We start from the raw sequence: 14,189 nt of genomic DNA, 5'->3' as shown, positions 1-14,189 counted from the left end.
ATCCCGCCGGCGCGCCGCGTGGTAGCCGCGCGCCCGGCTTTCCCCGCCCTTTTCCACGGAGCCCATCATGAGCGCAACCCGCCTCGACACGAACACGGCCCTGGTCGTCATCGACCTGCAGAAAGGCATCGTCGCCCTCCCCACGGCCCACCCGGTCGCACCGGTGATCGCACACGCCCGCACGCTGCTCGACGCCTTCCGCAGCCGCGGCCTGCCGGTCGTGCTCGTCAACGTCGCCGGCGGTGCGCCGGGCCGCACGCAGCAGCAGGCGCGCCTTGACGCGCTGCCCGCCGACTGGGCCGAACTCGTGCCCGAACTGAACCAGCAACCCACCGACCACGTCGTGACGAAAAAGACCTGGGGCGCCTTTACCGGCACCGGTCTCGACGCGCACCTGAAGGCGGCCGGCGTCACGCAGATCGTGCTGACCGGCGTCGCGACGAGCATCGGCGTCGAATCGACCGCACGTCACGCGCACGAACTCGGCTACAACGTGACGCTCGCCGTCGACGCGATGACCGACCTCAACGCAGATGCACACGCGAACAGCATCGAGCGCCTGTTCCCGCGCCTCGGCGAGACCGGCACGACGCAGGACATCGTCGCGCTGCTCGACCGGCGCGGCGCGTGAGCGACACGCGTACGCAGCCGGCGCCAGGCCACGCGGCCGGCCGGCTCGATCCGTCGATCTGGAAGGTCAGCACGGTCGCGACGCTCGGCTCGCTGCTGTCGCAGCTCGACGCGACGGTCGTCAACGTGTCGCTGTCGAGCCTCGCGACCGACCTGCATGCGAGCCTGTCGACGATCCAGTGGGTGACGAGCGGCTACCTGCTCGCGCTGACGCTGGTGCTGCCGCTGAACGGCTGGCTGGTCGACCGCATCGGCGCGAAGGCGCTGTACCTGTGGTGTTTCTCGGCGTTCACGCTCACGTCTGCGCTGTGCGGGCTCGCGTGGTCCGCGCCGTCGCTGATCGCGTTTCGCGTGCTGCAAGGCGTCAGCGGCGGGCTGCTCGCGCCGATGGCGCAGATGATGATCGCGCGTGTCGCCGGCCAGCAGATGGCGCGCGTGATCGGTTACGCGGCGGTGCCCGTGCTGCTTGCGCCGATCCTTGGGCCCGTGGTCGCCGGCGCGATCCTGCAGCATGGGTCGTGGCGCTGGCTGTTTCTCGTGAACCTGCCCGTCGGCGCGCTTGCGCTCGCACTGGCCGCGCGCTTCCTGCCCGGCGACCGCGACGACGCGCAACCGCGCGAACTCGACTGGGTCGGTCTCGCGCTGCTGTCGCCCGGCCTCGTGCTGTTCCTGTACGGCGTCGAACGAATCGGCTCGGCCCTCGGCATCGCCGCGGTCGCCTGCTCGGCGCTGCTGCTGGTCGTGTTCCTGCGCTTCGAGCGACGCAAGGGTGAACATGCGCTGATCGATCTCGCGCTGTTTCGCTCGCGCGTGTTCGGCGCGGCGGCCGGCACCCAGTTCCTGTCGAACGGCGCGATGTACGCGGGCCAGATGCTGATCCCCGTGTTCCTGATCCAGGCCTGCGGGCGCTCACCGGGCGAGATGGGCTGGCTGCTCGCGCCGCTCGGGCTCGGGATGCTCGTCACCTATCCGTCGATGGGCGCACTGACGAGCCGCTTCGGCGTGCGCCGGCTGGCCGCTGCCGGTGCATTGCTGGCGCTGTTCGCGACCTTGCCGTTCGTGTTCGTCGCGCTGACCGGCTACGACCCGCTGGTGCTCGTGCCCGCGTTGTTTCTGCGCGGCATGGGCCAGAGCGCGATCGGCGCACCGTCGATCGCCGCCGCGTATGCGTCGGTCGAACGCCGCAACCTGCCGATGGCGACCACGTCGCTCAATATCGTGCAGCGCCTCGGCGGCCCGACGTTCACGACGGTGTGCACGCTGTTTCTCGCGTGGCGGCTGCAGGCCGAATCGGTATCGCCCGGCGGCACGCCGGCCGTCGCGTATGCATGGGCGTTCGGCCTGCTGTGCGCGCTGCATGCGGCAAGCTGCGCGACGACGCTGCGGTTACCGGTGTGGTCGGCCGGCGCCGGTGGTCGGCCCGACGGTACCGCGCGGGCCGGCTCGCACTGAACAGCGGGAGCGCCGCGTGCGCGGCCTCCCGCTACGGCAGCCACATCGGCACGATCGACACCACGAGCAGCAAGCCCAGCCCGGCATTCAGGCAGCGCCACTGCCGCTCGGTGCGCAACACGCGTGCGAACAGCAGCCCGGCGAAACACCACAGCGACAGCGACGCCATCGCCGCCACGCCGAACGCGAGCCCGAGCAGCACGCCGAGCCGCGCCGGCCCGGACGCGAGCGCAGCGAACGACGCGGCCGCACCGAGCGTCATCGCCCAGCCCTTCGGGTTGTGCCAGAGCATCCACACACCGCTGACGAATCCTTGCGGCCGCTGCACGGCAGCATCGAGCCGCGGCTTGCCGCCGCGCCCGATACGCACGGCCAGCCACACGAGGTACAGCGACCCGACCGCCTTCATCGCAAGCTGCAACGTCGGCAGCGCGAGCAGCACACTGCCGAGCCCGGCCGCCGCGGCCGCCGCCATCGACGCCAGGCCGGCCGCGATCCCGGCCATCAGCGGCAGCGAACGCCGGTAGCCGAAATGAGCGCCCGAGGCGGTCGCGAGCGTCGTCGCGCCGCCGGGCGTCACGGTGGACACGATCACGAACAGCATCAGCGGCAGGTAGTCGTGAAGCGGCACGGCAGCTCCGGTAGTCGTCGTCGAAGCCCCGTTTTACCTGCGATGCACGCATGACGAAAGCGAAAGCTTTTTATGCCTGCCATTAGCATTCATAATGCGACGCATGGCACGCAATCTCGACATCGCGCTGCTGCGCGCATTCGTCTCGGTCGCCGATCATCGCAGAATGACGGCGGCCGGCCACGCGCTGCACCTGACGCAGGGCGCGATCAGTCAGCAGGTCGCACGGCTCGAAACGCTGTCCGGCCCGCTGTTCGTCCGCGAGCATCGCAACCTGCTGCTCACGGCGGCCGGCGAGCGGCTGCTCGAACAGGCGCGCCGGCTGCTCGCGGTCCACGATGCGCTGCTCACCGACCTGACGGCCGGTGCGATGGAAGGCGCGGTGCGTCTCGGTGCGCCGCAGGATCTGGTCGGCACCTGTCTCGCACCGATCCTGAAACGCTATGCGCAGGCGCATCCGCAGGTTGCGCTCACGCTCGTGTGCGCGGCGTCGCCGGAATTGCGCCGGGGGCTCGCGCAGGGCGACCTCGACGTCGCGCTGATCGAGGCGCCGGCCGGATCGGCGCGCGGCGAGTGCATCGCCGTCGACCGGCTGGTCTGGGTCGGCGCGAAAGGCGGCACCGCGCACCGGAACACGCCGCTGCCGGTGTCGATGGTCGCGCAGACCTGCGCGTTCCGCCCGACGGTGCTCGACGCACTGCGCGGCTGCGATCGCGCGTGGCGCACCCTGTTCGAGAACGGCAGCTTCGACGCAACGGCCGCGACCGTGCGCGCCGATCTCGCCGTAACCGTCTGGCTCGCGTCCACCGTACCGGCCGATCTCGACATCCTGCCGGCCGGCAACGGCCTGCCCGCGCTGCCGAACTTCTCGATCAACCTGCATGTGCCGCGCGGCCAGCACACGCCGGCCGCGGCGGAACTGGCCCGCTACCTGCGCAACGGTTTTGCGCGCTTGCGCACGGCCGCGTAGCGCCGGTTCGCGCTACACCGTGCCCGGCTCCTGCGGCGCAGGCGTGGTGCCCGCCGCTTCCAGCGCCTGATGCAGCGTCGCAAAGATGCATGCCGCGCCGACCACCTCGGTGATCCCGTGGCGATCCATGTCCGCGCGCAGGTAGCGGTTCACGCGCCCGAACAGCACGCCGATCCCGCGCGCATGCAGCGCCCTGACGAGATCGGTGAGGGTCCGCGCGGCCGAATAGTCGACGTCGGTGATCGCGCCCGCATCGACGACGAACCAGCGCGGCGGCACCGGCGCCGCCTCGACGAGTTCGGTCACTTCGGCGGCAAACAGGTGATCGTTCGCGAAGAACAGGTCGGAGCCGAACCGGTAGACGATCAGCCCCGGCGCCGTCATCGCGCCGCGTCGCGCGGGCACCGGCTGCCAGCGCCCGTTGCCTGCGACGGGTTCGAGCACCATCGTATGCGGCTGGTAGCTGTGACGCACGTGCCGCATCAGCGACAGCGCGACGGCCAGCAGGATGCCCTGCTCGACGCCAACCGTCACGACGGCCGCGGCCGTGATCAACGCAAGCGTGAATTCACCGGGGCTTTCCTTGCGGATCGCCGCGAGACTGCGCACGTTGATCAGCCCGAGCGCGATCGTGAACACGATGCCGGCCAGCACCGCATGCGGCAGATACTGGAGGTAGGTGCTGAAGAACAGCAGCACGACGGCCACCACCGCGGCGAACGCGAGATGCCCGATCTGGCTGCGCACACCCGCGCCGTCGGCCATCGCCGTCTGCGTCGGGCTGCCGTTCACGACGAACGCGCCGCCGACCGCGGCGGCCGCGTTCGCGGCCGCGAGACCGAGGATGTCGGCATTGGTGTCGACGTCCTCGTCGTACTGCTGCGCGAACACGCGCGCGGCCGCCGCGCTCTGCGCGATGATCATCACGAAGCACGATGCGGCGACCGGCACGAGATCGAGGAACTGCTGCCACGTGACGGAGGGCCAGCGCAGCGGCGGCAATCCGCCCGCGACGGGCCCGAGCACCGCGATGCCGTGCGCGGCGAAGCCGAACGCATCGCTCGCGGCGATGCTGCCCGCGACCGCGATCATCGGCATCGGCACGCGCGGCAGGAACCGCTTGCACGCGAGAATCGCGACGACGACGAGCGCCGCGAGCGCGAGCGTCGGCCGGTTCGTATGGACGAGATGCGTGACGACGTAGTCGAGTTGCGCGAGGCTACGCGACGCCGGGTACGGCACCGACAGGCCGAGCATGTCGCCGAGCATCGCGATCGACACCTGCACGCCGACGCCGGCCAGAAAGCCGACCAGCACCGTGCGCGACAGGAAATCGGCGAGAAAGCCGAGCTTGAAGATGCGCGCGAGCAGCAGCATCGCGGCCGTCAGCAGCGCGACCATGCCGGCCAGCGCCGCATAGTCCGCGCTGCCGGCCGGCGCCATCGACGACAGCCGGCTCGCGAAGATCGTCGCGGTCGCGGAGTCGGCGGCGACCACCAGATGGCGCGACGCGCCGAAGCACGCGAACGCAACGAGCGGCAGGAACACCGTGTACAGGCCCGTGACGGCCGGCATCCCGGCGATGCGCGCGTAGCCGAGCACCTGCGGGATGTCCATCGACGCGAGCGAGACGCCCGCGAATACGTCGCGGATGGCCCCGGCGCGGCGGATCGGGAGAATGCCCTTCAGCAGCCGCACGCCTGACGAGCGGCTTTCGTTGGAATCTTGCATGCGTGAAATGCGTGAGGTCGATGTGACGGGGTTCGCGAAGTCGTTCGCGCATCGTGCCCCGGGCGGCCCCGGCATGGCAAGTGCGCGAAAGCGCCGCGTGTCGCTCACCGCTGGCTGACAGGCCGCACGCGGGCGCGAGCGACGCCCCGGCAACGCATGCGACGTCCGCATGATGGCACGGATCGCCGATCGAGCGCATCGAAGCGCGAAGGCCCGCTGTAAAGGCTGCGCGCCGATCGCAGGCAGGCGCGCGATGTATCCGGCAAGCGACTCGACACCGGCCTGAGGTGACGCAGATTCACTGCGCGCCCTCACCTGAATGCAGAGGACACCTGCACAAGGGTGAGCCTATTCGGGAGCCGGTCGACGCGGCATTCACGGCATGCGCCCGGAACCCGATGGCACAATCACGGTCCCTTTCATGTGCCCTTCACCGGGCGCGCGCCGCGTCGCGGCGCCGATTCAACGCACCAGAAGGCCCCTGTCTGCCGCCATGACCCTGAACGAATCCTGGTTGACGCCGCTCGTCGGCATCCTCGTCCTGCTCGCCGCCGCCGGTGCGATCACCGTCGCCGTCCACTTCCTGCTGTTTCGCGTGGTTGCGCGCCTCGCGCGGCTGTCCGCCACGCGCGTCGACGACGCGCTGTTCGAGTTCGGCGCATTCAAATGGCTGAACCGCATCGTCCCGTTCGTCGTGGTCAAGCTCGGGCTCGGTGCGGTGCCCGGCATTCCCGACACGGCCGCTCAGGCCGCCGACAAGGTGCTGTTCGCGCTGATCGTGTTCCTCGTGACGATGACCATCAGCGCGACGTTGTCGGCGCTCGAACACGCGCACCGCACCTATCAGCGCGACCAGCCGCGCCTGTCGCTGAAAGGCGCGATGCAGCTCGTCAAGCTCGTGATGTTCATCACGGCGGCGCTCGTCGTGATCGGCGACGCAACCGGCAAGCAGATCGGCCTGCTGCTGTCCGGCATCGGCGCGATGTCCGCGGTGCTGATGCTGATCTTCAAGGACACGCTGCTCGGCCTCGTCGCCGGCGTGCAACTGTCGTCGAACGACATGCTGCGGATCGGCGACTGGATCACGATGCCGTCGGCCGGCGCGGACGGCACCGTCATCGACATCACGCTGAACACCGTCAAGGTCGCGAACTTCGATCACACGATCATCACGGTGCCGACGTGGAAGCTGATCACCGAGAGCTACCAGAACTGGCGCGGGATGACCGAAGCGGGCGGCCGCCGCATCAAGCGCGCGCTGTTCGTCGACGCGACGAGCGTGCGCTTTCTGTCGAACGACGAAATCGAACGGCTCGAACGCCTGACGCTGCTGAAGGACTATCTCGAGGACAAGGTCGACGCGATCGAGCAATGGAACGGCTCGCTCGGCGCGGCCGGCGACTGCGCGGCGAACCGCCGCCAGCTGACCAACCTCGGCACGTTCCGCGCGTATGTCGCGAACTACCTGAAGGGCCATCCGCGCATCCGCCGCGACATGACCTGCATGGCGCGGCAGCTGCCGCTCACGGCCGAAGGCATTCCGCTCGAGCTGTACTGCTTCACCGACACGACGTCGTGGGTCGACTACGAAACCATCCAGTCCGACCTGTTCGATCACCTGATCGCGGTGCTGCCGGAGTTCGGGCTGCGCGTGTACCAGCACCCGTCGGGCTTCGACATGCGGCAGATGGCCGTCGCCGCGAAGGCCGGGTTGCAGGCGCCGCAAGCGGGTTGATGTGCGACGCGGCGGCCGGTCACCGGCCGCTGCCCTTCGCGACAACGCTCACCGCGCCGCGCACTCCGACGCGAGCCGCCCGAGCACCTTCAATGCGTCCTCGATCTGGCGCGACCACGGATAGCTGTAGTTGAGCCGGATGAAATGCCGGTAATCGGTGCCCGCCGAGAACATGTGGCCGGGCCCAACCGTGATCCGCTGCGCGAGCGCGAGCGTGTACAGCTTCATCGCATCGACCTGCGGCGGCAGCTCGACCCACAGCACGTACCCGCCCTGCGGCTGCGACAAGCGCGTGCCTTCCGGGAAGAAGCGCCGCACCATCGCGCTCATCAGGCTCGCCTGCTGTGCGTACTGCTTGCGCATGCGCCGCAGGTGGAAATCGTAGCCGTCGTATTTCAGGTACTCGGCGATCGCCAGTTGCTCGATCGCGGGCGTCGCGAGCGTATTCAGGAATTTCAGTTTCTCGACCTGGTCGCGGTAGCGGCCCGGCATCGCCCAGCCGATCCGGTAGCGCGGCGACAGGCTCTTCGTGAACGACGCGCAATGCAGCACGAGCCCGTCGCGGTCGAACGATTTCAGCGCGCTCGGCGTCGTGTCGCCGAAATGCAGCTCGTGATAGACGTCGCTCTCGATCGCCGGCACGCCATGCTTCGCCAGCAGCTCGACGAGCGCGCGCTTGCGCGCATCGGGCATCTGGAAGCCGAGCGGATTCTGGAAATTCGGCATCACCATGCACGCGGCGATGCGCTCGCGTTCGAGCACCCGCTCGAGCGCGTCGAGATCGATGCCGTCGCCCGGGTGCGTCGCGACTTCCAGCGCACGCATGCCCATCCGCTCGATCGCGTGCAGCATCGCGTAGAACGTCGGCGATTCGACGGCAATCGTGTCGCCCGGCTTCGCAACGGCCTGCAGGCACAGGTTGATCGCCTCGGTCGCGCCGATCGTCATCACGATCTCGCCCGGCTCGACCGGGATCCCGCGTTCCGCATAGCGCCGCGCGATCTGGCGGATCAGCTCCTGGTTGCCGGGCGGCAGATCGTCGATCACGCCCCAGCGCGTGCGGCGCCGGCCGATCGCCTGCGCATAGCGCGCGAGGCGCTGCACCGGAAACTGCGACGCGTCGGGGTAAGGCGAGCCGAGCGGGACCGCGTCGTCGCGCGCGATCGAGCGCAGCGTCGACAGCACGAGCCGGCTGACGTCCACGGCCGACGGCTCGGCCGTCGGCGCGGACGTGTGCAGCTCGGCCTCGGCCGGCGCCGACGCGCGCGCCCGCACGAAATAGCCCGACTGCGGCCGGCTTTCGATCAGCCCGCGGCTTTCCAGCACGAGGTACGCGCGCAGCACGGTCGTCACGCTCAGCTGCTGCTGGCGGCTCGCCTGCCGCACCGACGGAATCCGCTCGCCCGGCCGGTACACGCCACGCTCGATCTGCGCCTGGAGATCGTCGGCCAGTTGTTCGTAACGCTTCACGCGCCTCCCTTTCAACTTCCCTTCAACAACACAGTTGCGATCCGCACTGTATGAATGGCCGCAACTGTACTCTTTTTTGAAGTGAACAGGTGTACACACAGCCGGACGGGTGCCGCGCGTACTCTGCAGCCATCGCCTCCGACACCCGCATCATGAAAAAGAAATCCGCCACCGCGCGCATCGAACCGTACACCCACCCGGCCGCCGGCTGGGGCGCGCTGAAAGCCGTCACGATCAACCTGATCAAGGAAAAGGTCGCCGGCGGCAATTACCGTACGCTGCTGCGCCAGAACCAGCCGGACGGCTTCGACTGCCCGGGCTGCGCGTGGCCCGACCGCCAGCACGCGTCGACGTTCGAATTCTGCGAGAACGGCGTGAAGGCCGTGGCCGCCGAAGCGACGAGCAAGCGCGTGACACCCGACTTCTTCGCCGCGCATACGGTCACCGAGCTGCTCGAACAGTCGGACTTCGAACTCGAACAGCACGGCCGGCTCACCGACCCGATGGTGTACGACGCGCAGACCGACCGCTACGTGCCGATCGCGTGGGACGATGCGTTCGAGCTGATCGCGCGCCACCTGCGCGCGCTGCCCGACCCGAACCAGGCGGCGTTCTACACGTCCGGCCGCGCGAGCAACGAGGCGGCGTTCCTGTACCAGCTGCTGGTGCGGCTGTACGGCACGAACAACTTCCCCGACTGCTCGAACATGTGCCACGAAGCGACGAGCCGCGGGCTGCCGGCCTCGGTCGGCGTCGGCAAGGGCACCGTCACGCTCGACGATTTCGAACATGCGGACACGCTGCTGATCTTCGGCCAGAACCCCGCGACCAACCATCCGCGGATGATGGGCGAGCTGCGCGAATGCGCGAAGCGCGGCGCGACGATCGTGTCGATCAACCCGCTGAAGGAACGCGGCCTCGAACGCTTCGCCGATCCGCAAAGCCCCCTCGAGATGCTGACGATGTCGGGCACCAAGATCGCGTCGACGTTCATCCAGCCGACGATCGGCGGCGATTTCGCGCTGATCAAGGGGATGGCGAAGCGCGTGCTCGAACTCGACGACGCCGCGCGCGCCGCCGGTGCGCCGCGCGTGCTCGACACCGCGTTCATCGGCGAACACACCGCCGGTTTCGATGCATTCGCCGACGACCTGCGCGCCGAAAGCTGGTCCGCGCTGACGGCCGAAAGCGGCGTGCCGTACGAGCAGATCGACGCCCTCGCGCAGCTCTATGCGCGCAGCGAACGCGTGATCGCGACATGGGGCATGGGCATCACGCAGCACAAGCATTCGGTCGCGACCGTGCAGATGCTGACCAACCTGATGCTGATGCGCGGCAACATCGGCCGCCCCGGCGCCGGCCTGTGCCCGGTGCGCGGCCACTCGAACGTGCAGGGCAACCGCACGGTCGGCATCGAGGAAAAGCCGTCGCAGGCGTTCCTCGACCGGCTCGGCCACGTATTCGACTTCGAACCGCCGCGCCATCATGGCTACGACGTCGTCGAGACGATCGAAGGGATGCTCGAAGGCCACGTGAAGGTGCTGATCGGCCTCGGCGGCAACTTCGCGATGGCGACGCCCGACACGCCGCGCACGTGGGAAGGCATGCGCCGCTGCGACCTGTCGGTGCACATCACGACCAAGCTGAACCGCAGCCACCTGATCCACGGCCGCGATGCGCTGATCCTGCCGACGCTCGGCCGCACCGAGATCGACCTGCAGGACAACGTCGCGCAAGGCGTGACGGTCGAGGATTCGATGAGCATGGTCCACGTGTCGTACGGGATGAACAAGCCGGCGTCGCCGAACCTGATGTCGGAGCCCGCGATCGTCGCGCATATGGCCCATGCGCTGTTCGGCAGCGGCAAGATCGACTGGCTCGCCTACAAGGACGACTACGCGAAGATCCGCGACGCGATCGAAGCGACGCTCGACGGCTTCTACGACTACAACACGCGCATCGCACGGCCGGGCGGCTTCCACCTGCGCGTCGCGTCGCGCGACCGCGAATGGCTCACGCCGACCGGCAAGGCGAACTTCATCGCGCACGCATTGCCGACCGACACGCCGATCCAGCGCGCCCGCGCACTGCACGGCGAACGGCTGATGACGCTGATGACGACGCGTTCGCACGACCAGTACAACACGACCGTCTACGGGCTCGACGACCGCTATCGCGGCGTGTTCGGCCAGCGCCGCGTGGTGTTCGCCAACCGCGACGATCTCGCGATGCTCGGCCTGAAGGCCGGTGAATGGGTCGACATGGAGACCGTGTGGCACGACGGCATCGAGCGGCGCGCGGACGGCTTCCTGCTCGTCGAGTACGACATCCCGCGCGGCTGCATCGGCGCGTACTACCCGGAAACCAACCCGCTCGTGCCGCTCGACAGCGTCGGCGACGTATGCAACACGCCGACGTCGAAGTCGGTGCCCGTGCTGCTGCATCGCGCGGCCGCGCCGGCGTCGATCGCCGCCTGACGGAGCACGACGATGATCGTTCGGCCGCGCGAGCACTGGCTGCGGATGCTGCTCGTCTGGAACGGCTCGGTGCTGCCGACCATCCTGCCGCAGCTCGTGCTGACGCTCGCGATCAGCCTCGTCGCGGTGTGGGGCGGCGGCCGCGTGCTCGGCGAGAAAGTGCCGCTGAACCCGACGCCGTTCACGCTGATCGGGCTCACGCTCGCGATCTTCGCGGGGTTTCGCAACAACGCGAGCTACGAACGCTACCGCGAGGGCCGGCAACTGTGGGGCGGCGTCCTGACCGCCACGCGCACGCTGGTGTCGCAGGCGCTCTGCTACGGCGCCGTCGATCGTGACGACGCATCGCGGCGCGCGTTCGTGCGCCAGGTCGTCGCGTTCGTCTATGCGCTCAAGCATCAACTGCGCGGCACCGATCCGGCCGCGGACCTGCGCGGGATGCTCGACGATGCCGCCCATGCGCGCATCGCCGGCTCGCGGTTCCGCCCGGTCGTCATCGTGCATGCACTGCGCGAAGCGTTCGCCGCGCGCGCCGATGCGGGCCGCCTCGCCGACACGCGCCTGTGGATGCTCGACGCGCGCCTCGACGATCTCGTGTCGATGGTGAGCGGCTGCGAGCGGATCGCGTCGACGCCGATCCCGTTTTCATACGATGTGCTGCTGCACCGGACCATCTATGCGTACTGCGTGCTGCTGCCGTTCGGCCTCGTCGACTCGATCGGCGCGGCGACGCCGTTCGTCACCGTGTTCGTCGCCTATACGCTGATCGCGCTCGACGCGATCGCGCATGCGATCGCCGAGCCGTTCGGCGACGGGCCGAACCATCTCGCACTCGATGCGATGACGCGCCAGATCGAGCGCACGCTGCTCGAACTGAACCGCGAGCCGCTGCCGGCCGAAGTGACGCCCGGCCGCGCGTATCGCCTCACCTGAGCCGCCGCCCCGCTCAGTCGCCGCGGCCGCGCAGGAAGCGGCCATGCTCGGCGGCGGCGTCCGCGATCCGCCGCAACAGCACGACGCCACGCAGCAACGCGGGCGCGGCATCGCCCTCGCGAACGGCCACGCGCCGTCGGAGCACACGCGCCGCCGCATCGCAAGTCCGGTCGAGCTGGGCGAATTCCGCCCGCGCGACGCGCCCGCGCACCACGGACACCGCACGGCGCGCGGCCGGCTCGCGCGATGCCAGTTCGGCAAGCGACAGCAGGCTGTCGCCGATTCCCCAGATCGCGAGCAGGTCGCGCATGTCGCGCTCGATCAGCGTCTGCGGCAGGCTGCCCGCGAAGCCGAGTTCACGCGCGAGACGGTCGGCCGTCCGGCTCAGCCACGCGCTCTCCGACCACGCACGCGGGTCGCGCGCGATGCCGGCCAGATCGCGGCGCACCGCGCGATGCAACCGCCGCCGGCTGGTGGCGGGATCGCCGGGAAACACCAGCGCGAAGATCAGCGCACCGAACGCGATGCCGAGCAGCGTGGCGAGCGCGCTGTTCAGGAACGCGGCGTCGCCGATGCGCGCGGTGTTGTCCGGCGACGTGAAATTCCAGAAGAAGATCGCAAATGCGCTGCCCATCGCGGCCGTGCGCGGATGACGCATCGCGATACCGGTGCCGATCAGGAACACGCCGAGGATATAGGCCAGCATCTCGAAGCCCGACACCGCCGGCAGCAGGATGAAATTGCAGACCGCGCCCGCGACCGCCGCGCAGGCCGTGCCTTTCAGGAAGCCGACGGCCGCGCGCACCGAATTCGGCCGCGTCGAGAACAGCGCACCGACCACGGCCGTGATCGCGACGAAACCGGCGCCCGACGGCCATGCGGTGACGATCCAGATCGCCGACGCGGCCAGCACCGCGATGAATGCGCGGATCCCGTTGTGCCATGCGAGCACCGGATCGTGGTGGAACGCATAGCGCACGCGCGCAGGCGGCGGCTCGGGCCGGTCGAGCAGCGCCTGGCTCGCGAACGCGCGCTCGAACCCGGCGAGCAGCGCCGCCAGCCGGTCGAGCGTCAGCAGGCGCGACGTATCCGGGCCGACCGGCGCGGCGGCCTCGGCGTGCAGCGCGTCGTCCACGCGTGCGCGCAGCGCCGCCATCCCGTGTCCCGCGTCGCCCGATGCGGCAATGCCGTCGAGCGCGCGCGCGACCTCGTCGACCAGCGGATCCGGCGCATCGCCGGCACGCGCCGCGTGCTCGCGGATCGCCTGCCCGGCGGCCTGCGCAGTCAACACGCCCAGCGCCGCCGCGCGCAGATGGCCGATCGCGTTGCGCACCGGTGGTGCGCCGGCCGCCGCATATTCGGCTGCCGTGTCGAGTTCGAGCGCGTCCACGAACAACCGGTGCACGGCCGCGCCGTTCGGCTCGCGGCGCAGCGCGCCCGCGCCGACCGCCACCGCGCGATCCAGATAGCGGGCGAGCCGCGTCCGGACGTCCTTCAGCGGTGCGCCCGGCGCAAACACCGTTTCGAACAGCGCGCCGCACAGGATGCCGACCACCACGTACAGGAACCGCGCGACCGCGATATCGAACGCATGCAGCGGCGCGGACACCGCGTCCATCGCGATGATCGCGGCCGTATAGCCGGCGAGCACCGCCGCATACGCGCGGAAATTCCGCTGGAACGTCGCCACGCCCGCACAGAGGCCGATCCACGCGGCGAGCGCCGGCAGAAACAGCTCGGGCGTCTGCGCGAACGCGCCGGTCAGCACGAGCGCGACGGCCGCGCCGATCGCGGTGCCGAGAATCCGGTACTGGCTCTTCGACAGCCCCATCCCGCGGCTGCCCTGCGCGACGATCCACACCGTCGACGCCGCCCATTTCGGATCGTCGAGATTCATCCGGAACGCGATATAGAGCGCGAGCAGCGACGCGGCCGTATTGCGCAGTGCGAATGCAAGCGCACCGGGCGGCAACGCCGGGCGCGCGTCGCGCAGCGCGGCCCGGACAGCCGCGAGCGGCGGCATGCTGGGAAAGGCGAATTTCATCCCGCGAGCATACGGTTGCGCGCCGGCCGCCACTACGGGGCAGCGGCAGGATGCGTTATTGCACCGGGCAGGATAATCGGCGCGACCCGCAGCGATCCGGCGCGCGACGGTAAGAT

Annotated in this window: 10 protein-coding genes; 6 read left to right on the top strand and 4 right to left on the bottom strand. The window is 69.5% G+C overall.

What is annotated here, in order from left to right; translation table 11 throughout:
* Nucleotides 1–67: 67 nt before the first annotated feature.
* The gene (locus tag ACWMMN_RS22860; RefSeq protein ID WP_486423985.1) at nucleotides 68–631 is read left to right on the top strand and encodes an isochorismatase family protein; all 564 of its coding nucleotides are present in this window, start codon (nucleotides 68–70) and stop codon (nucleotides 629–631) included.
* Complete coding sequence (locus ACWMMN_RS22855; protein ID WP_486423984.1) at nucleotides 628–2,082, top strand: DHA2 family efflux MFS transporter permease subunit; 1,455 nt, start codon at nucleotides 628–630, stop codon at nucleotides 2,080–2,082. The genes ACWMMN_RS22860 and ACWMMN_RS22855 overlap by 4 nt, the downstream gene beginning before the upstream one ends.
* 31 nt (nucleotides 2,083–2,113) lie before the next feature.
* On the opposite strand, the gene ACWMMN_RS22850 is transcribed toward ACWMMN_RS22855, so the two are convergent.
* Complete coding sequence (locus ACWMMN_RS22850; RefSeq protein WP_081052022.1) at nucleotides 2,114–2,713, bottom strand: LysE family translocator; 600 nt, start codon at nucleotides 2,711–2,713, stop codon at nucleotides 2,114–2,116.
* A gap of 94 nt (nucleotides 2,714–2,807) precedes the next feature.
* On the opposite strand from ACWMMN_RS22850, the gene ACWMMN_RS22845 reads away from it, so the two are divergent.
* Complete coding sequence (locus ACWMMN_RS22845) at nucleotides 2,808–3,683, top strand: LysR substrate-binding domain-containing protein (protein WP_486423983.1); 876 nt, start codon at nucleotides 2,808–2,810, stop codon at nucleotides 3,681–3,683.
* Nucleotides 3,684–3,695: 12 nt separating this feature from the next.
* Here the strand turns inward: ACWMMN_RS22845 and ACWMMN_RS22840 are convergent, their stop codons facing one another.
* On the bottom strand, nucleotides 3,696–5,414 hold the full coding sequence (locus ACWMMN_RS22840) for a SulP family inorganic anion transporter (RefSeq protein WP_059240277.1): 1,719 nt from the start codon (nucleotides 5,412–5,414) through the stop codon (nucleotides 3,696–3,698).
* A gap of 493 nt (nucleotides 5,415–5,907) precedes the next feature.
* Here ACWMMN_RS22840 and ACWMMN_RS22835 point away from each other — a divergent pair, with 493 nt between their 5' ends.
* Entirely contained in the window at nucleotides 5,908–7,149 is a 1,242-nt protein-coding gene (locus tag ACWMMN_RS22835) for a mechanosensitive ion channel family protein (protein ID WP_059240274.1), read from the top strand.
* A gap of 48 nt (nucleotides 7,150–7,197) precedes the next feature.
* Here the strand turns inward: ACWMMN_RS22835 and ACWMMN_RS22830 are convergent, their stop codons facing one another.
* Nucleotides 7,198–8,619, bottom strand: a complete 1,422-nt coding sequence (locus ACWMMN_RS22830) for an aminotransferase-like domain-containing protein (protein WP_059240271.1) — start codon at nucleotides 8,617–8,619, stop codon at nucleotides 7,198–7,200.
* A 152-nt stretch (nucleotides 8,620–8,771) separates the two neighbouring features.
* Here ACWMMN_RS22830 and ACWMMN_RS22825 point away from each other — a divergent pair, with 152 nt between their 5' ends.
* Both ACWMMN_RS22825 and ACWMMN_RS22820 read left to right on the top strand, forming a co-directional pair.
* Nucleotides 8,772–11,096, top strand: coding sequence for an FdhF/YdeP family oxidoreductase (locus ACWMMN_RS22825; RefSeq protein WP_256086262.1), 2,325 nt, complete (start codon nucleotides 8,772–8,774; stop codon nucleotides 11,094–11,096).
* Between the two features lie 12 nt (nucleotides 11,097–11,108).
* Nucleotides 11,109–12,029, top strand: coding sequence for a bestrophin family protein (locus ACWMMN_RS22820; protein ID WP_342705075.1), 921 nt, complete (start codon nucleotides 11,109–11,111; stop codon nucleotides 12,027–12,029).
* A 13-nt stretch (nucleotides 12,030–12,042) separates the two neighbouring features.
* Here ACWMMN_RS22820 and ACWMMN_RS22815 read toward each other — a convergent pair whose 3' ends face one another.
* Entirely contained in the window at nucleotides 12,043–14,073 is a 2,031-nt protein-coding gene (locus ACWMMN_RS22815; protein WP_174991241.1) for an FUSC family protein, read from the bottom strand.
* Nucleotides 14,074–14,189: the final 116 nt, after the last annotated feature.

It is taken from the genome of Burkholderia cepacia complex sp. TUM26381 (assembly GCF_057439935.1).
This window is presented reverse-complemented; position numbering and strand designations above follow the sequence as displayed.

What these genes read in the sequence shown, in the direction of transcription:
- ACWMMN_RS22860 (WP_486423985.1), top strand. Translation starts at nt 68, where the DNA reads ATGAGCGCAACCCGCCTCGACACGAACACGGCCCTGGTCGTCATCGAC.
- ACWMMN_RS22845 (WP_486423983.1), top strand. Translation starts at nt 2,808, where the DNA reads ATGCGACGCATGGCACGCAATCTCGACATCGCGCTGCTGCGCGCATTC.
- ACWMMN_RS22840 (WP_059240277.1), bottom strand. Translation starts at nt 5,414, where the DNA reads ATGCAAGATTCCAACGAAAGCCGCTCGTCAGGCGTGCGGCTGCTGAAG.
- ACWMMN_RS22835 (WP_059240274.1), top strand. Translation starts at nt 5,908, where the DNA reads ATGACCCTGAACGAATCCTGGTTGACGCCGCTCGTCGGCATCCTCGTC.
- ACWMMN_RS22825 (WP_256086262.1), top strand. Translation starts at nt 8,772, where the DNA reads ATGAAAAAGAAATCCGCCACCGCGCGCATCGAACCGTACACCCACCCG.
- ACWMMN_RS22820 (WP_342705075.1), top strand. Translation starts at nt 11,109, where the DNA reads ATGATCGTTCGGCCGCGCGAGCACTGGCTGCGGATGCTGCTCGTCTGG.
- ACWMMN_RS22815 (WP_174991241.1), bottom strand. Translation starts at nt 14,073, where the DNA reads ATGAAATTCGCCTTTCCCAGCATGCCGCCGCTCGCGGCTGTCCGGGCC.